At 43.9% G+C, this 17,660-nt stretch carries 19 protein-coding genes; 12 read left to right on the top strand and 7 right to left on the bottom strand.

The window, feature by feature from the left end:
• Nucleotide 1 precedes the first annotated feature (1 nt).
• From AB8613_RS19435 to AB8613_RS19425, 3 genes are all read left to right on the top strand, one after another.
• Entirely contained in the window at nt 2-1,147 is a 1,146-nt protein-coding gene (locus AB8613_RS19435; RefSeq protein WP_146491051.1) for a mandelate racemase/muconate lactonizing enzyme family protein, read from the top strand.
• A gap of 151 nt (nt 1,148-1,298) precedes the next feature.
• Entirely contained in the window at nt 1,299-2,207 is a 909-nt protein-coding gene (locus tag AB8613_RS19430) for a 2-dehydro-3-deoxygalactonokinase (protein WP_372385667.1), read from the top strand.
• The gene (locus tag AB8613_RS19425) at nt 2,197-2,835 is read left to right on the top strand and encodes a 2-dehydro-3-deoxy-6-phosphogalactonate aldolase (RefSeq protein ID WP_372385666.1); all 639 of its coding nucleotides are present in this window, start codon (nt 2,197-2,199) and stop codon (nt 2,833-2,835) included. The genes AB8613_RS19430 and AB8613_RS19425 overlap by 11 nt, the downstream gene beginning before the upstream one ends.
• Nucleotides 2,836-2,945: 110 nt before the next feature.
• Here the strand turns inward: AB8613_RS19425 and AB8613_RS19420 are convergent, their stop codons facing one another.
• Together AB8613_RS19420 and AB8613_RS19415 are read right to left on the bottom strand one after the other, a co-directional pair.
• The gene (locus AB8613_RS19420) at nt 2,946-3,920 is read right to left on the bottom strand and encodes a Gfo/Idh/MocA family protein (protein ID WP_372385664.1); all 975 of its coding nucleotides are present in this window, start codon (nt 3,918-3,920) and stop codon (nt 2,946-2,948) included.
• Nucleotides 3,921-3,923: 3 nt separating this feature from the next.
• Entirely contained in the window at nt 3,924-4,247 is a 324-nt protein-coding gene (locus AB8613_RS19415) for a putative quinol monooxygenase (protein WP_372385663.1), read from the bottom strand.
• Between the two features lie 106 nt (nt 4,248-4,353).
• Between AB8613_RS19415 and AB8613_RS19410 the strand changes: the two genes are divergently transcribed.
• On the top strand, nt 4,354-5,277 hold the full coding sequence (locus tag AB8613_RS19410) for a LysR substrate-binding domain-containing protein (RefSeq protein WP_372385662.1): 924 nt from the start codon (nt 4,354-4,356) through the stop codon (nt 5,275-5,277).
• A gap of 63 nt (nt 5,278-5,340) precedes the next feature.
• Here the strand turns inward: AB8613_RS19410 and AB8613_RS19405 are convergent, their stop codons facing one another.
• The 3 genes from AB8613_RS19405 to AB8613_RS19395 form a co-directional block, all read right to left on the bottom strand.
• A complete protein-coding gene (locus tag AB8613_RS19405) occupies nt 5,341-6,534 on the bottom strand; it encodes a winged helix-turn-helix domain-containing protein (protein WP_372385660.1) in 1,194 nt (397 codons plus the stop codon).
• Nucleotides 6,535-6,568: 34 nt separating this feature from the next.
• Nucleotides 6,569-7,216, bottom strand: coding sequence for a DsbA family oxidoreductase (locus tag AB8613_RS19400; protein ID WP_372385659.1), 648 nt, complete (start codon nt 7,214-7,216; stop codon nt 6,569-6,571).
• A gap of 189 nt (nt 7,217-7,405) precedes the next feature.
• The gene (locus AB8613_RS19395) at nt 7,406-8,203 is read right to left on the bottom strand and encodes a Cof-type HAD-IIB family hydrolase (RefSeq protein ID WP_327784716.1); all 798 of its coding nucleotides are present in this window, start codon (nt 8,201-8,203) and stop codon (nt 7,406-7,408) included.
• A 293-nt stretch (nt 8,204-8,496) separates the two neighbouring features.
• Here AB8613_RS19395 and AB8613_RS19390 point away from each other — a divergent pair, with 293 nt between their 5' ends.
• Genes AB8613_RS19390 through AB8613_RS19380 form a run of 3 tightly spaced genes read left to right on the top strand, consistent with a single transcriptional unit; the run spans nt 8,497 to nt 11,925 of the window.
• Nucleotides 8,497-9,903, top strand: a complete 1,407-nt coding sequence (locus AB8613_RS19390; RefSeq protein ID WP_372385658.1) for a CHASE2 domain-containing protein — start codon at nt 8,497-8,499, stop codon at nt 9,901-9,903.
• 31 nt (nt 9,904-9,934) lie between these two features.
• Nucleotides 9,935-10,312 carry a hypothetical protein gene (locus AB8613_RS19385; protein ID WP_048660953.1) on the top strand — a complete coding sequence of 126 codons (378 nt, stop codon included), beginning with the start codon at nt 9,935-9,937 and terminating at the stop codon, nt 10,310-10,312.
• Complete coding sequence (locus AB8613_RS19380) at nt 10,312-11,925, top strand: M48 family metallopeptidase (RefSeq protein WP_146491061.1); 1,614 nt, start codon at nt 10,312-10,314, stop codon at nt 11,923-11,925. The genes AB8613_RS19385 and AB8613_RS19380 overlap by 1 nt, the downstream gene beginning before the upstream one ends.
• Before the next feature lie 47 nt (nt 11,926-11,972).
• On the opposite strand, the gene AB8613_RS19375 is transcribed toward AB8613_RS19380, so the two are convergent.
• Nucleotides 11,973-12,518 (bottom strand): TetR/AcrR family transcriptional regulator, encoded by a 546-nt coding sequence (locus AB8613_RS19375; protein WP_146491062.1) that lies wholly within the window; start codon nt 12,516-12,518, stop codon nt 11,973-11,975.
• A 139-nt stretch (nt 12,519-12,657) separates the two neighbouring features.
• Here AB8613_RS19375 and AB8613_RS19370 point away from each other — a divergent pair, with 139 nt between their 5' ends.
• The 3 genes from AB8613_RS19370 to arsB all read left to right on the top strand — a co-directional run bounded on the left by AB8613_RS19370 (nt 12,658) and on the right by arsB (nt 14,816).
• Nucleotides 12,658-13,182, top strand: coding sequence for an HPP family protein (locus tag AB8613_RS19370; RefSeq protein ID WP_372385657.1), 525 nt, complete (start codon nt 12,658-12,660; stop codon nt 13,180-13,182).
• Between the two features lie 134 nt (nt 13,183-13,316).
• Entirely contained in the window at nt 13,317-13,658 is a 342-nt protein-coding gene (locus AB8613_RS19365) for a helix-turn-helix transcriptional regulator (RefSeq protein ID WP_102438766.1), read from the top strand.
• Nucleotides 13,659-13,760: 102 nt separating this feature from the next.
• A complete protein-coding gene (gene arsB, locus AB8613_RS19360; RefSeq protein ID WP_372385656.1) occupies nt 13,761-14,816 on the top strand; it encodes an ACR3 family arsenite efflux transporter in 1,056 nt (351 codons plus the stop codon).
• Between the two features lie 92 nt (nt 14,817-14,908).
• On the opposite strand, the gene AB8613_RS19355 is transcribed toward arsB, so the two are convergent.
• Nucleotides 14,909-15,796 (bottom strand): LysR family transcriptional regulator, encoded by an 888-nt coding sequence (locus AB8613_RS19355; protein WP_372385654.1) that lies wholly within the window; start codon nt 15,794-15,796, stop codon nt 14,909-14,911.
• A gap of 128 nt (nt 15,797-15,924) precedes the next feature.
• Here AB8613_RS19355 and AB8613_RS19350 point away from each other — a divergent pair, with 128 nt between their 5' ends.
• Nucleotides 15,925-16,356, top strand: coding sequence for a PACE efflux transporter (locus AB8613_RS19350; RefSeq protein ID WP_146491067.1), 432 nt, complete (start codon nt 15,925-15,927; stop codon nt 16,354-16,356).
• A gap of 447 nt (nt 16,357-16,803) precedes the next feature.
• The gene (locus AB8613_RS19345; protein ID WP_372385653.1) at nt 16,804-17,658 is read left to right on the top strand and encodes an MIP/aquaporin family protein; all 855 of its coding nucleotides are present in this window, start codon (nt 16,804-16,806) and stop codon (nt 17,656-17,658) included.
• The last annotated feature ends 2 nt before the right edge of the window (nt 17,659-17,660 follow it).

Raw genomic sequence — 17,660 nt, 5'->3', positions numbered from 1 at the left:
TGTGAAAATTATTGATGTCATTCCACACGCAATCTCAGTTCCACTAGAGACGCCATTTTACTTCGCACAAGGCTGGGTTCATAACCGTAGCTCAATGATCATCGAAATCGTTACTGATGAAGGGGTTGTTGGTTTTGGTGAAGCTCTATGTCACGGTCTACAGAGCCCACACATCGCTGCTGCATTTGTCGAGCATACCTTTAAGCCACTGCTACTTGGACGTAGCCCATTCGACGTAGAAGTGCTTTGGGAAGAGATGTACAACGTGACTCGCCCATACGGTCAAGGTGGTTCTGCAGTCAACGCAATCAGCGGTGTTGATATTGCGCTGTGGGATGTCATTGGTAAGGCTCTCAATAAACCGATTCACTCTCTCATAGGTGGTGCTTTCCGTAAAGAAGTCACCCCTTATGCAACGGGCTTCTACCGTATTGCAGATGCAAAATATCCAGAAGCCGCGATCGAAGAAGCACATCGCTATGTCGATGGCGGCTTTGAAGCCTTCAAGCTTAAGATTGGATTTGGCGTAGAGGAAGATATCGCCTTCATTCGTTCAATTCGTGAAGCAGTTGGTAATGATGTGAAAATCATGGCTGATGCTAATGGGGCGTACAACGCCGCTGCTGCACGTCGCATTATCAAAGAAACAGAAGAGTTCAACCTGTACTTCTTAGAGGAGCTGTTAGCTCCAGAAGACATTGCTGGCTATCAAGAAATCAAGAACCTTTCTACGACTTATATCGCCGCAGGTGAGCAACTGTTCGGAAAAATGGGCTACCGCCCTTGGCTTGAACAGAGAGCGTTAGACGTGATTCAACCTGATCTATGTTCTTCAGGTGGTATCACAGAATGTAAGAAGATTGCAGCAATGGCACAAGCAAACCACACCATGATGATTCCACACGTTTGGGGTTCTGGTATTGGTATTGCGGCCTCTTTGCAGTTTATTGCTTCACTTCCAAGTTCACCACTCTCACTCAACCCTATCGAGCCAATGCTTGAGTTTGACCAGTCTTCACACCCATTCCGCAAAGATCTCATTTGCGATGGCATCAAGATGGAAAACGGCAAGGTACAAATCTCTACCAAACCGGGCATCGGTGTCGATGTGAATACCGACATCATCAAGCAGTACAAAGTTAACTAAAAAAGCAAAGTTAACTAAAGAGGCAAGGTTAACTAAATAAACAGAGTTAGCTAGATCCGAAACGTTAACGGTTCGACAAAGTAAACCGATAAAAAGTACATCAACTAAACCTAAAACTGCGCGCCTTAGGGCGCGTCTGTGAGCTGTAATTATGAATCAAAAAAACAAAATCAGTTGGCTAATCCTGGATTGGGGAACGACAAACTTTCGTGCCTTTGCCATGGATGAACAAGGACAGGTCGTTGATAAAACAGAACGCAAAATGGGGCTGCTTCAAGTTGAAGATGGTGCCTTTGCAACCGAACTTGAATCATTACTAAGCAAGTGGCTCGGCGAATACCAATACTTACCCATTTACATGGCAGGTATGGTTGGTTCTGCACAGGGCTGGGTCAACGTCCCGTATGTTTCCACTCCAACTAATGTGGAGTCCTTGGCTCAAAACACCCACCAATTCGACCTCCCTTGGGGGGCAACAGCCACCATCATTCCGGGTGTCAGCCATTGTGATGAGCATGGCCACTACGACGTCATGCGTGGTGAAGAGGTTCAGTTGTTTGGACTTCTTGAGTTAGCAAGCAAACCGACGCTTGAAGCAGCCTTTCCAGGTACTCACAGCAAACACGCAAATATTGAAGCGGGTAAGTTAATCTCGTTTTCAACCTACATGACTGGCGAACTTTTTTCTGCACTTTCGACACACACAATCCTAGGGCGTGGCTTACCTAAACAAGTCAGCTCTAACGCTGCTTTTGTAAAAGGGGTAGAGGAAAGCTCGAACTCGTCAATCACTAATCAGCTCTTCAAAGCCAGAACGCATCGTCTATTCGGAAATCTAGAAGAGAGTGAGGTGCTTGATTATTTATCAGGGCTGTTAATCGGCAACGAAGTACGAGAACTGCATCAAGAAAGCATCTACTTGGTGGGCGGAAAAGCCCTATCAGAACGCTATGACCAAGCCTGTCGTCAGCTAAATAAAACAACCGAATACGTGAATGGCGATGACACTTTCATCGCTGGAATGTTAAAAATTAAAGAGGTAATGAACAATGACAAATAAAGACTTTAACCTAAGTGATCACTTACCGCTCGTTGCCATTATCCGTGGTGTGGAACCAGCAGACTGTATTCGAGTGACACAGATTTTGATTGAAGAAGGCTTCTCAATGATTGAAGTGCCATTGAACTCACCAGATGCATTGACCAGCATTAAAATGCTAGTCGAACATTTCGGTGATCAATATTTAATTGGCGCGGGTACCGTTACCACCCCAGAAAAAGCACAAGCTGTGATTGATACAGGTGCAAACTTAGTGGTAACGCCGAACTTCAACGAACAGGTCGTGAAAATGTCAGCGGCTGCAGGTTGCGTCAGCTTCCCTGGTGTTGTTACGCCAACAGAGGCGTTCGCTGCACTTGCTGCCGGTGCGACAGGGTTAAAGCTATTCCCAATTTCAGTGCTTGGCCTTGATGGCTTTAAAGCGTTGAATTCTGTACTTCCTCCCGAAGCAATCTGCTTACCTGTAGGAGGAATCAACCCTACCATCGAGAGCATGAAACCATACTTAGACATCGGTGCGAAAGGTTTTGGTTTAGGGGCGTCACTGTACAAGCCTGGTTTATCTGACGACGAGATTCGTGCTAATGCAAAAGCATTCAATACCGCCTTTAAGGCGTCTGTAGCTTAAGTAAGCTCAGCCAAAATGTAAGCAGAACCACAATACGGCTCATATTTGTCTACGTGATTTGTTATCAAGTCATACAGAACAATATGAGTCGTATTTCTTTTACTAAAACATTAGCTCGCCGCTTGTTCCCAATCAGTTAATAACTTCATGATTACGCGAGAGTCTTGGTGGGTTGCCATTGGCGCAGCAAGTTGTGTGTCAACTTGCTCAACCGCTTGGCGGATATTGCGCACTTGATAATGGAAGCCGTCACCTTGCGCTTCGACTTTCACTTCGCGTTTCGACGTTTCATAAATCTCAACCGTAAATGTATTCTCTTCGGTCGGTAACCATGGGTTAGTGTCGAGAATGATACAGCCTTTACTGCCTAAAATCGTAAAACCATGCTTTAAGCCGTGGTCTTCTGCAGTGTGGATTTGCGCGGTAAAGCGGTCATTGAAATGCATCATCGCCGACGATTCGCAGATATTGCCATCTGGGCCTCGTCGACCGATTGCTGAGATCTGCACATCATCAAACACACTCTCACCAAATTGCTGCTGCGCGACAGAGTGAATCAGCGACATTGGGTAGCAGCCAAGGTTGTATAGCGCGCCTTTACTTGCAGGATTCACAAACTGATCAATCGCCGCAACGTAGGAACCTTGAATTGAGCGCACTTCGCCGATCTCACCAGTTGCCAGTTCTTGATGAAGCTTGGAGATAAGTGGATGGTTTAAATACATCAGACCTTCTGCAAAGAATACACCCGCTTCTTTCACCGCTTGCAAGGCTTGTTCTGTTTTTTCCATATCAACCGACAGAGACTTCTCACACAAGATCGCTTTGCCTTTTTGAGCCGCTTTAATCACATACTCATGATGGACATGGTTTGGTAGAGCAATGTAGATAATGTCGACCGACTCATCTTCAATCAAGGCGTCATAGCTGTTGAAGGTTCGTGTTGGTTGGTATTGGTCAGCAAACTCATTGAGTGTTTTTTCAGTACGACCAGCAACGGCATACAGCTCGCTTTGAGCATCGCCTTTGATCGCATCCGCCATGACGCCTGAGATAAAGCTGGTTCCTAGGATTCCCCATTTCATGTCTTAGATCTCCTGCTCTTGTGCTTTGATAGGTCCACGTTGCGTTTCGAATGCTTGAACCAACTCGGTAATGCCACGCTCAATAAACGCTTTGGTATGAGGCATCACAAAGTGCTGATTGATCGCCTCGCGGTTTGCGTATTGCTCAAGCAAGATCACACGATCGCTTTGGCTTTGATCATAGGTTGCAATCGCTTGTAGGCAGCCCGGTTCGCTTTGCATGTCTAAACAAAACTGTTCGATGACTTCAATCACAGCAGCTCGCTCTATGTTGGTTTTGATCTTAAGTTCGGCAGTAACAAAGATGATTTCATTCGTTTGAGGCATTTCACGCTCTTATTTTAGTTAATTATCGGTTTGCCATTAATATAATTAACCCCTAATAATTGATAAACTCACCTTTTGTTTATTGTTTATCAACCAAGAGTGTTTAATGGATAAGTTAACCAGCATGAAAGTCTTCGTCTACGTAGTAGAACAGGGCAGCTTTCGTAGCGCCGCAAACCACTTCAACCTGTCGGCGACCATGATCAGTAAGCATGTCCATTCCTTAGAAACCAGTTTGAACTCTCAGCTGATCCACCGCACCACGCGTAAGCAGTCTTTAACCGATTCAGGGCAGCTTTACTATCGAGAATGTAAGCGGATTCTTGAAGACATCAGCAATGCTGAAAACCTCATTCAAACCTTAGAAAAGCAGCCACAAGGCACGGTAAAAATAAACTGTCCAGTCACCTATGGGAACAAAGTGCTTGCCCCGATTGTGGCGAAGTTCCTCGCAAATCACCCAACAATCAACGTCGAACTCATGCTGAACAACGACCTTGTTGATCCCTACTCTTCCGATATTGATTTGATTGTGCGAATTGGTGACCTGTCTGACTCCAGTTTAGTCGCCAGATACTTAGGCGATTACGAGATGTGTTACTGCGCAGCTCCTGAGTACCTCAACCAACATGCAGAGATTCGTGTATTAGAAGATCTCGCACAACACCCATCGCTTGGATTCAGTTATAGCAGTCGTCGTGATGTGAATAGCCGTGATACCCAAAACAGTGACTCGCAACTCCTAGCCCCTAAGAACCACCAAGCAACGCATAACACGGGGAATAAAGGGCAGGTGCGTTTGATGTCTAACAATGGGGATGTGTTGCGATATGCCGCCCTACAAGGCGTGGGCGTGTTGTTGCAGCCGACTATCTTAGTCTCAGAAGAGATTGAGCGTGGTGCTCTGTTGGAAATTTTAGCTGGCATGGCACCATTACCAAAGCCGATTCACCTACTCTACAAAACCAAGCAGCTGTCGTTGAAGAACAGAACCTTTGTCGAGTTCTTGCTAGCCGAGCTTTCTAAATAACTAGGGTGATCTGAGTAACTAAGGTGGTCTGCGTTACTAATGGCTTTAAAACAACGATGAAGGTTAATGCCCTTGCCAATGGCTCACCAAGCGTTTACCAAGATCAGAAGGTGTAGTGTAATGGACGATCATCTCATCACATTGGTTGAACACCATGAAGTGTTTAAGCTCATCGCATAAAGCGTGAACCAATGACTCATGGTTTCTAATTCGCTCTTCAACAACCAAGTTGCGAATATTGAGTAAACGGGTCTTCCTGTCGACCTTACAATCCATTCGCGCCACCAGCTTACCTTGCCACAGAATCGGCAAACTAAAGTAACCAAACTGGCGCTTGGCTTCTGGAACATAGCACTCAAGAAGGTAATCAAAGTTGAACAATGATTGCATTCGCTTACGTTGAATCAGCAGATTATCAAATGGCGAGAGTATCTTAAGCTTAGTCCTGGAAAGAGGCTGATTCAACAGTTCAAAAGCATCCGGCAGCACATAATAATCAGAGCCTTGAACACTCACTTTCATCACTCGTTTATCTTCAAGCATCTCCTGGAGTGTTTTCTGAATCAGAGGTTTGGTGTTCTTGAGGAGATAGCTCATCTCCGATGCTATTCCCATACCATTGGCTTCTAAATAACGCGTGATCAGATGCTCAATGTACTCTTGTTCCGTTGGTTCAGAGGTATCAATGCCGCTCGGCAAAACTCGCTCGGTTAAGTCATACACCTTATGAAAGTTTACTCGGCTCGGCACCATTAAGTCACCTTGCATAAACAAGGTCTCTAGCGCCTGTTTGGCCGGTTTACCGCCCCACCCACCGGGGTTTGGTCTATCCCCTTCAAAGTCTTTCGCCATTAATGGCCCTTCGCTCTCAATACGTTTGAGAACATGTGCCATCAGTGCGTCGTCTTTTTTATACCAATGCTTAAGCTTACCGCTCGTAAATCCATTCTTTCGATGCAAGCTGAAACGATAATCTCGCATGGGTAAATACGCGGCGGCGTGCGACCAATACTCAAACACTTCACGACGCTCTAACAACTTATCAAGGTGATTCAGTTGGTAGTCTTGATTGCGATTCCACAACGTATGGTGGTGGGCTCGCTGAATCACGGAAATGGTATCAATTTGCACATAGCCAAGGTTTTCAAGCGCAGACAGCGTATTCGCCAAAGCGCCCCCATTACGTTGCTTTTTAGGTGGCAGCTTTTGCGAAAGCAGTACAATTTTTTGTGCTTGAGCGAGTGACAATGATTCCATGAAATTCAGACTCTAATTGATACCAATGATCGGCTTATGATTCAGCAATAAGCTCTTGAAGGATCTGCTTGTACGTTTCGACCGTCTGCGCACCAGTGACTGCACTCTTGCGGTTAAATACCACAGTAGGTACCGCAGAGATGCCCATGCGTTGCCATTCAAATTCTTGCGCTTCAATTTGCTTTAAGTTGTCTGTGTTATTTAGGCGTTTCAGTGCCTTGGTTGAATCTAGCCCAACCGCTTCAAGTTCTTGCGCGATGACCTCAAGATCAGACAGATCTTTCTGCTCTGAAAAATGAGCCGTAAAGAAGCGTAGCTTTAATTCAGTCTGTTTACCGTGCGCCAGTGCGAAATCGAGAAGCACATGCAGGTGACGGGAATTAACCATTCTCATGCTGTCATAGAAATTGAAATCGAACCCGACAGTTTGGCCACGAGCAGCCAGTTGCTCACGCGAATTTTGGCTCTCTTCTGCACTAGAACCGTATTTTCTCATGATATGGTCACGCAGGTTTTCACCCTCTTGCGGCATATCAGGGTTGAGCTCAAACGGCTGCCATTCAAGTTCAATCTGTTGTTCTAAGCCAAGTTCCGTAATGGCTTGCTCTAAGTTTTTGTAGCCGACCACGCACCAAGGGCACATTACGTCAGAAATAATATCGAGTTGAAGTTTCTTGCTCATCGTCATTCCAAATATAGTTGATAAGGCATGTCTACAGTAAAAGCAGGCATCCAATTTATCTTCAGACTACAACAACCTGAACAATCGTTCAAATTCAACTAATACCAATCACAGCACCTGTAGCCAACAAAAAAGCCAACTCATATTACCGAGTTGGCTTTGACCAAAATCTGTTCGAGCTAAAGCGCATTATGCTAGCAGCTTCTCTAGCACTTGGAACACACCCGCATCAACGTTACTTGGCGCACCAAAACGTGCGATCTCTTTCAGCTTAGGATGTGCGTTTTCCATTGCGTAAGAGTGGTAGCTCTCTTTAAGCATTTCCAAGTCATTCAGGTAGTCACCAAAGCTCATGGTCTGCTCGTAAGTGAAACCTAATGTGTTTTGCAGATGCTTGAGCGCCGCACCTTTTGACGCTTCAGCGTTCATCACATCCAACCAAATTTTTGCGCTCACAACCACTTGGTAATTCTCACCAAACTTAGCGTCGATGCTTGGGTTTACTTTCTCTTGTGAACCATCAAAGTGGCAAATAGCAACCTTGATGAAATCGTCTTCTACCGCCAGCAAGTCTTCTACTTGCTCACGGCGATGGTAGTACTTAGAGATCTCAGCTAAAGCACGCTCGTCTTTGGTTTCGATGTATGCCGACTTCTTACCACACAACACAACATGAGCGCCTTCGATAGCACGCGCTTCTTTGATGATGTCTTTGATGGCATCAGTATCAAGCAAGCAACTGTAAAGCTCTTGGCCTTTGTGCATCACTAATGTGCCGTTTTCAGCAACAAACATCATGCGGTCTTTAATTGGAGCAAAAGTTTCCATTAAGCTGTAATACTGGCGACCCGACGCAGCAGCAAAGATAATGTCTTGAGCTTCTAGTCGCTCGTACAGGTTGAAAAATTCTGGGGCTAATTTTCCGTGTTCATTAAGCAGAGTGCCGTCCATATCAGCAGCGATAAATTTGATGTTCTGTTGTGGCATTTCAGATACTTACCTTAAAATTGTAATAAGTCCACAATGTCGTGGGCAAGTCGTTGATTATATCTCAATCTAACCTAATTGCTCCCCTCTAACATGATTAAATAACTGACATAAAAATCAATAAAAAGTGAAAAAACTGGGACTCATCATTAACTTATTGTTCCATTTATAAATACGCCATACTTTTGTGATATTACTCCCATAAAAACACCCCTAGCAGTGTTATTTTGCACAACTTTGCAACGAGTTGTTCACCTACATATTGCTTATTTATAATTTATGGTTGTTGATTAATGTTTTTTAGCTTCGAAATATTCCTTAAAGCCCTAATCACAACGAGCCTGATATTAGTCGTCTTCATTGTTGACCCACTTGGAATCAGAAACTCTGCCGAAGACCACTATGAAGATCATATTCTAAGATTATGGTCTCCATTCTTTAGTGAAACAGTTTCTGAAGACATCGTAGTTGTATTAATTGATGACCAATATATAGAAGGAACTAACACTTACCCGGTTAGCTACCGAAATCTTGCCCGGCTACTTAAAACTATCTCACGTTACGAACCACAATCCATGTTCTACGATATTCTTCAACATCATGAGCATTCCGATAATCTAAAGCGTTGGTTGCGCATGCTGGATAACCAGAAGTTCCCCATTTTCATGGCCAGCAACACCAATTATGACACTGAACAAAGACTTAATGATCCGGAATCACTAAGACACAAAATATCAAATGTCACACAACTGGCAGCAGTATCTTGGAGTGGTGAAGGACGATACTACCCGTTGTCTGTCCCATGGAATGATAAGACAATGAACACCGTTGCGGCTGCGATGTATCAAGACTGGTGCGCACGAGACAAACAGTGCGATACCACATCCATCGGCAATATGGATGACGCGGTCATTGTCCAATGGAGCAACAAACACGCTAGTAACCAGGAGTCATTTTTTCCACTTGGGTTTGACTGTGGAGAACACACCAGCCAGTTTCAACAGTTAAAAGAGTTACTGGTCGTAAGCCTTACTCAAGGCATACAAGACCAAAATGATGTCGATGCCACGCTCAGAAAACGCTGTCCGCCCTTTCTTACTATTGCAGCTTCCAAGCTCAGTGCTCCTGGTGCAGCTGGTTCACCTGAACTAAAACAAGCCATTAAGGGGAAAATGGTACTCGTTGGTTACCATGTTACTGGTGGTGTCGATCTAGTTGTTTCACCCGTTCACGGCACGCTTCCTGGGGTCTACTTTCATGCTATGGCACTCGATAACCTAGTCACACTTAAAGATGACTACTGGCGTTCCCCTGACGACACTGGGTTATTTAACCTAAGTATTGCAGATATGGTTGAGATTTCAGTGCAAACCATCGTTCTATTTTTAGTCATTTGGTTTCGCTTTAACTTTCTAGAACAACAAGAAAGTCTGCAATTCAATGAAAGACAAAAACTTTGGGGCGCTTTCGTTCCGATGATAATCATCATTGCTGTCATCGCCATTTCAGTTGCCATATCTCACTTTGTACTTAACGTCGGTGCACCTAATTGGTATGGATTGGTTCTGATCATTTTTATCGACTTGCCGGTGTTTTTCTTCTTCATATTTGAAGCTTTCAGACCAAAACTCGAAATATATCGAGAGAAAGCCTGTGTATTCGCAAAAACAGCCAAGCATAAATTAAGAAAAATACAATAAACACATAATATTCAGTAAATAAGGAACATTTATGAAACTATTATCAACGCTAGTTCTAGGCTTATCATTAGGTTTTTCGACATCAGCAGCCATGGCGCAAGACCACGTCAAGATTATTGACTTTTTAGTCGATAATGTTTGGGTGTGTGACAAGAATAATGAATGCGCAGACGTATCAACGAAGACTTTACCTGACCCAACCCAAAGTGGGCTCATTGTTGAAAACTATGACCGCAAAGAACAGATGGTAATGGTCAAAATTGATGGCCAAGAAAAATGGTTTGACCAAATCGAAGTGCAGCTCAATAAAACTGCGGTGGCCAGTGTCGTATGTAGCACACAAGTCATTAGTGCCAAAAGTGACAGTGGTACTTACGCAACCCTTGGTTTAGGTGAGGGGTGTAACTAATGAAGAAACTATTTTGGCTAGCTGCGCCTTTATTAATATCAGGATGTGCCGTCGACAGCCTCAATAATCTTGTAGGCAGCAAATATGAATCTTTCGATGGTAAATATATCGACCAACACCTTGGTGAAACAAATTCTCCTAAGAAAAACACCGAGGCGAGCGCTGAGTTTGCGAATATAGTCAACACGCGCGCCGCTGCCGATAAAGACCTGATCGCAAACCCATACGTTAATAAATACCTAGAAGGTATCTTAGCTAAAATTCTTAAGCAGTGGGGCCAACCTGTCGATAACGACATTGCCATTATGGTCTCATCTGACCGCAGCTACTCTGCTTATGCAACACCTAGCACCATCGTCATCACTCAAGGCGTATTAGCCGATGCGGAATCTGAAGATGAGGTAGCGTTCATTATTGCACATGAGCTTTCCCATATTTTACTTAAGCATAACGACACCAATGAATACTTTGCTAAGCAAAGCGCTTTAGTCAGTAAAACGGCAAACATAGCAATGAGTACCGCACTCATCACTGATATGAAAACGGAAAAGACAAACAATGGTTACAAAATAACTAACCAAAATAAAAGCTCGACCAAAAATCTAATTAAAGACTCCTACCGTGCGGGTTTAACCATTAACCGCTTAAGTCGAGACGTTATTAGCTCTTCAATGAGCCGTAATGCTGAAGATGAAGCAGATCTACTCGGCATGGATCTCTTAGTAAAAGCGGGGTACAGCCCAAGAGCCTTCTCACCAGTACTTGAACGACTAGACAGTAGTCAGAAGTTTACAACAGCTCAGCTCAAGGAAAAAAAGCAAGACTTTCAAAGCTTTGTTAGCCTAGCGAGTGATGCGGGTAAGCACTTATCCAGTGAAAACAAATGGAGTAACTTAGGCTATTTAGCTGCAAATGAAGCTGGCACTCAACTTTTGCAGAGTTTTTCTGCCAGACATGCCTCTCCAATAGATCGCAAGAAAGACCTATCAGCTTACGTTAAACGTGAATATAGAAAAGAGCGTAAAAGATACGTGTCATCGACTGAATTCGAGAGGGTGGTAAAAAATGGTAAAGGCAAGCAGATCCAACAGAACTATTGGTATGCATCCGAGGCTTTTAAAGCCTTAGAGTTTGGAGATATAAAAACTGCAGAAACGCTCGCAAGAAGAGCAGTATCTGGTCCAACTAAAAATCATGCTTACCCGCGTTTAGCTTTCTATGGAGTACGAAAAGCACAAAACTTAGACTCGAAAGCACTGCAGAATCTAGCCCTGATCAAGAACTGGGACTACGCCTCAATTCAAACTTTCACGTTAGCTGCACAATCTTATCGCGAACAAAAAAAGCCAACCAACTCGCTCAAACTTCTCGCAAAAGGTGAACAAGTTATCGGAACCCAAGTTCCGTTCTTCCCCGAGTACATTGCAGCACACAAAGCATTAGGAAATGACACCCAAGTAGCGGAGCTTCTTACACAATGTAAGGGATTAAGTGAAAGTAATATCGTTGCTCAATGCCATAACAGTGCAGGAGTTGCGATTCCACAAAGCGCAGAATCAAGTAGCAGCCTAATGGATTCTTTTAATTCTTTAACCTCGTTGGTAGAACTTTAGTCACAATAGGCACCAGTAAAAGATTTCATTATTGGTGCCTTCATTTGCTAAGGGGTCACGCCTGCCAACTTCAACCAAACTTCACGGTAGTCTTGCCTATTAGCCTCGCTTCCCTGAAACTCACTTCGAACAATCAGCCCCTCCAGAAAGACCATCATCATTTCAGGTCGCACGTCATGAGGTTTCTTTTCCGGAAGCAACGACACAATAAGTTCTTTCAACCATGATTTGTGCTGTTGTGAAAGCATCGCAATGTCATCTTCCGACTCTTTAAATTCGGCGAGTGCGTGCATGAACATGCAACCTTTGAAGTCAGGCTGTTCAAACCAAGCAAAGTGCCAATCTAACAGCGCATCGAGTTGATTTTGTATCCCAGAAGTTGATGATAGCGCTGCTTCTAAACTCGACTCGAAACGCTGATGACGCCTTTCTAACACCGCTTCAATCAGTTTGGTTTTCGAGCCAAAATGGCGGTACATGGATGTTTTGGAAACCGCTGCTTCGTCTCGGATCATATCCACCCCAACTGCGGTATAGCCAAACTGATTAAACAACGACTCTGCTACATCCAAAATCAAATCTTTTTTACTCATCGTTCATCAACCTCAAATCGCTCTGAAATCGTAGAGCTCAATTTCTCGTTGCAAGAAGTGTACAGATCTGTATCATTCAAATCAAATAGTACAGATCTGTACACTTTCAATAAAACGAGATAACGAAGAGGAAACGATTATGATCAGCAAACTATCTGGTGGTGGAAACCTTCCTCCGAAGGCAAGCATTAGACAGCTTGTTAAAGGTTTTATTGGCGGTACGCTGGGCATCTTAATCTTGTGCTTATTAGCCGAAAGCTCTGGTTTCCCGTGGTTAATGGCGCCATTTGGTGCGACGTGCGTACTACTGTTTGCGGTGCCGACATCGCCGTTAGCTCAACCTAGAAACGTCATTGCGGGTCACTTTATTTCGTCTGCCGTGGGCCTAATCGCGTTATATGGCTTTGGGGATTCTTATGTGGCCATGGCTATCGCTGTCGGCTCGTCCATCATGCTAATGCAATACTTTCGCGCGGTTCATCCACCCGCTGGCGCAAATCCGATTGTGATAGCTTTGGCAGGGACTGCGCATGTGGATTGGACGTTCTTATTTACTCCAGTATTAATCGGCAGCATCGCTTTGGTCGGTATTGGTGCGTTATTGAATAACAGTGATTCACAACAAAAATGGCCGTTATACTGGTTTGGTTCATCTAAGTCTTAGTCCGTTGAATTTCAATAGTAAGTAACGATTTTCGTATCCAACTTAAGAGCAAATTGAAAGATCACATTGACCCTTGTATAAAATGGGCTTACTATTAATCGTCTTTTAACGATTATGGAAAGCGAAACATCAATATGAACGAAACTTGCTCTACAACTGGTGGCTGTGCTCTACCAATCGGACATGGTGATGCCGAAGCTGAAAAGCAAATGGCAGCTCTAGCGAAAGCGCTCGCTCACCCGGCAAGAATACGTATATTGAGTATCCTTTCAACGTTGGAAAAATCGGGCGGCTGCTTAAACAGTGATCTAGTGAGTGAATTAGGTTTAGCTCAGTCAACGGTATCTGAGCACTTACGAATCTTGAAGAACTCAGGCTTCATCACTGCCGAGTCGATACCACCGAAGATGTGCTATCGCATTAACCGAGATAATATTCAGCAATTTGAATCGCTTATCGACACCATTTTAAAATAGATTTATCGCGCTTAGTTTGTCGAACACAATGAACTAAGCGTATTTTTTGCCTTTAAATATCGCTTTTCGACGATTAACGATATCAACCAAAGAGATAATATCATGAAACCAAAATTAGGTTTTCTCGATCGCTACTTAACGCTGTGGATCTTCATCGCCATGGGCATTGGTGTACTGCTTGGTACCTTGTTCCCACAAATCGAACAGTGGAACGAATCGATGTCTGTTGGCACAACCAACATTCCACTTGCGATTGGCCTTATCTTAATGATGTATCCACCTTTGGCTAAGGTTAACTACAACCTATTAGGCACTGTGGTCAAAGATAAGAAAGCCATCAAACTGTCTCTGATCATGAACTGGGTTGTCGGTCCGATTCTAATGTTCGTATTGGCACTGACGTTCTTGGGTGATCACCCTGGTTACATGGTGGGTGTGATTCTGATTGGTCTTGCTCGTTGTGTGGCAATGGTTCTGGTTTGGAATGATATCGGCGGCGGTAACAAGGAGTACGGCGCAGCATTGGTTGCATTGAATAGCGCATTCCAAGTGGTGACTTACAGCTTTATGGCGTGGTTATTCATCAGCGTTCTACCGCCTGTATTTGGTTACGAAGGCATGATGGTTGATATCTCAATGATCGATATTGCACACAGTGTACTTATCTATCTAGGTATCCCATTCCTAGCGGGCTTCTTAAGCCGTAAGATCCTTGTATCGATGAAAGGCGAGCAGTGGTACAACGATGTGTTCATCCCTCGCATCTCGCCAATCACACTGATTGCTCTACTGGCAACGATCGTTCTAATGTTTAGCCTAAAAGGCGAGATGATTGTTGAACTGCCAATGGACGTATTGTTGATTGCGGTTCCACTGACTATCTACTTCACAGCGATGTTCTTCATCAGCTTCTTCATTGGTAAGAAGATGGGCATTGAATACGACAAGAACGCATCAATTGCCTTCACAGCAACAGGTAACAACTTTGAGTTGGCTATTGCCGTAGCAATCTCTGTATTCGGTATCAACTCAGATCAAGCGTTTGCAGGCGTTATTGGGCCACTGATTGAAGTGCCTGTGCTGATTTACCTAGTGAACGTTGCACTTAAGATGAAAGACAAGTACTACAACGGTCTAACAGTGAAATCTGCGAACTAGAAAATCGCGTATCGCTTTAAACAGAAAGGCTCACAAATTACTTTGTGAGCCTTTTCTTTATTCAGATTCACCCAATTTAAGTCTCATCCAGCTTATGTTTCGTCTAATAGGCCTTTCAATGCTTGTTCAAGCCAAAGCAATGCTGGGCCTTTCGAGCGTGTTTTAGACAAAACAAGATCAACGGGCGGCGACCATGTTTTGTGATCGAATGAGACATTAATCTCCACTAAACGTTGCTTATCCAAATCATCTTCGACAAGGTGTTTGGGTAAATATGCCCAACCAATGTCACTGCCGAGCACCACCTCTTTGATGACAATAAAGCTGTTCGACCACCATACCTTGCCGGCAATCAGCGGAAACTGATCCATCACCTTACCTTTGTCTCCCCTCAACATTAACTGACGATGCGGGAGTAAATCAGAAAGTTTCGCAACACCTGTTTTTGCGAGCGTATGACTTGGATGGCACACCGCAATAAACGGTAAGTGACCAATAAAGCAAGGCTCAGAGCCGACGTCAAAAGCCAAGTTGGTAAACATCAATCCAATGTCGGCTCTCTCTTCGATAATCAACGGGTTGACCTCAGTTGTGGTACACGCAACCAGTTCAACTTCAGTAGCAGGGAATTGTTTACTGAATTGACTAAGGATCTTAGATAGGTTTGGGACCAACAATGAATCATCTAATGCAATTTTGATGAGCCCCTCTTCACTGCTCCCCATCGCATTAACCGTCACATTCAGATCTTCAACCTGAAGTACGATCGCTTTTACCTGTTTAAATAACTGCTCACCCGCTTTAGTTAGTGAAGGCTTTCGAGTCGAACGGTCAAAAAGTTGAACATTAAAATCTATTTCAAGATTACTGATGCCTTGGCTTACCGCCGACTGTACCTTGCCCAACTCACGAGCACTCGCAGAAAATGACCCTAATTCAACGGCATACACAAACATCTTCAGCTGTTCTATGTTGTACATTCGGTGTCTCCCAACACTTACTATCATCATATGTGATGCTAACTATCTTTATATTATCACTTAAGTAGATATTATCTAGCTAAGTCATTAGCCCATAGAGGCTAGAAAAACATAAAGAGAGTAAAAAGATGTCACATAAAGAACGCATGTTACACATGGTGCTATTTGAATTGGTTGCTTTGGTTTTGATGGCAGGGCTTGCAACCTATATTACAGGAAACGGCGCAGGTGAAATGGCAGGCTTAGCGCTCGCAATATCATTGATAGCAATGGCTTGGAACTACATTTACAACTATGGCTACGACAAAGTATTCGGAGCTGACCGCAGTAAACGAACCAAGAAAACACGTGTTGTGCACGGATTGGGTTTTGAACTTGGCTTAATGACAGTGACTCTACCTGTCTTGATGTGGGTTCTACAACTCGACTTCCTAACCGTACTGATCATGGACATCGGCCTAGTGATTTTCTTCGTACTTTACGCGATTGCATTCAACTGGGCGTATGACTCGATTCGAGATCAATTGGTAGCGAAAGGAAAAGTTGCAGCTCTGGTTTAGAACTGTAATTTCGTACCTTATAACAAGAACAAACACCCAAATTAAACTGCCAAACTACACCGTAGCTGGCAGTTTATTCATTTATGCATATAAGCTCATTCGTTAACGCCCTTCTAACATAGCAAGAACATCACATAGCCCTTCGTAATTAAGTCTAATAATCCACCACTCACGAAGTAGCATCACAAATCCAAACATAAACTCCTCGTACCAGTTGCGCATCCGTTTACATATAGGTAGTTTGAGCGGCTTCGCAACCTATCAATTCGAGTAATGACGTTCATGCGAGCATCTTTTCCGAGCAAAAGTGTTCGGATTAACATTTCAAGTGACTTTAATTAACAATTTTATGCTCAAACGCTCATTTTTGGTGTTCGTTTATTTTCGAGTTCGCAAATATATGCACAATACACGTGCTAGATAAGCAAAACTAAAAAGGACTCGAACATGACAACAAATAAACACCCTTCTTTATTTGGGCAATGCTTGGCTGAATTTATCGGTACAGGATTACTCATATTTTTTGGCGTTGGCTGCGTGGCCGCACTGGTATTAACAGGTGCGACATTCGGACAATGGGAAATCAGCATCATCTGGGGCTTCGGTGTTGCGATTGCAATTTACTGTACTGCCGGCGTGTCAGGCGCACATATAAACCCTGCAGTAACCATTGCATTAGCTATGTTCCACGGCTTTGATAAAGCGAAAGTGCTGCCTTACATCATTTCGCAACTGCTTGGCGCATTCTGCTCTGCAGCATTGGTTTACAGCCTTTATAGCAACCTATTCACTGACTACGAAATTGCACATAACTTCGTTCGTAGCAGCCAAGACGCACTATCAACTGCTGGTATCTTCTCGACTTACCCACATGCTTCACTCTCTTTCTTCGGCGCTTTTGCTGTGGAATTCGTGATTACTGCAGTGTTGATGTTTGCCATCTTAGCGTTAGGTGATGAGAACAATGGCGCATCTCGCGGTGCAATGAACCCTCTACTGATCGGTATTCTTATCGCAGTTATCGGTGGTTCTTTAGGTCCACTGACTGGTTTTGCAATGAACCCTGCTCGTGACTTCGGACCAAAACTGTTCGCTTACTTTGCAGGCTGGGATTTCGCACTAACAGGTGCTCGTGATATTCCTTACTTCATCGTACCAATCCTTGCTCCAATTGTGGGTGCATGTTTTGGTAGTTGGTTGTACCCACGCGTTATCGGTGCTTACCTACCAATTGAAGGCCAAGGCTGCACAATTCCAAACCAATGTGAAACAGAACAAGAAGCTGAACAAGCTCAAGCTTAATC

It is taken from the genome of Vibrio sp. BS-M-Sm-2 (assembly GCF_041504345.1).
GTDB lineage: Bacteria > Pseudomonadota > Gammaproteobacteria > Enterobacterales > Vibrionaceae > Vibrio > Vibrio satsumensis.
Note: the sequence above shows the minus strand (reverse complement) of the source record. Positions and strands in the feature narration are given on the sequence as shown.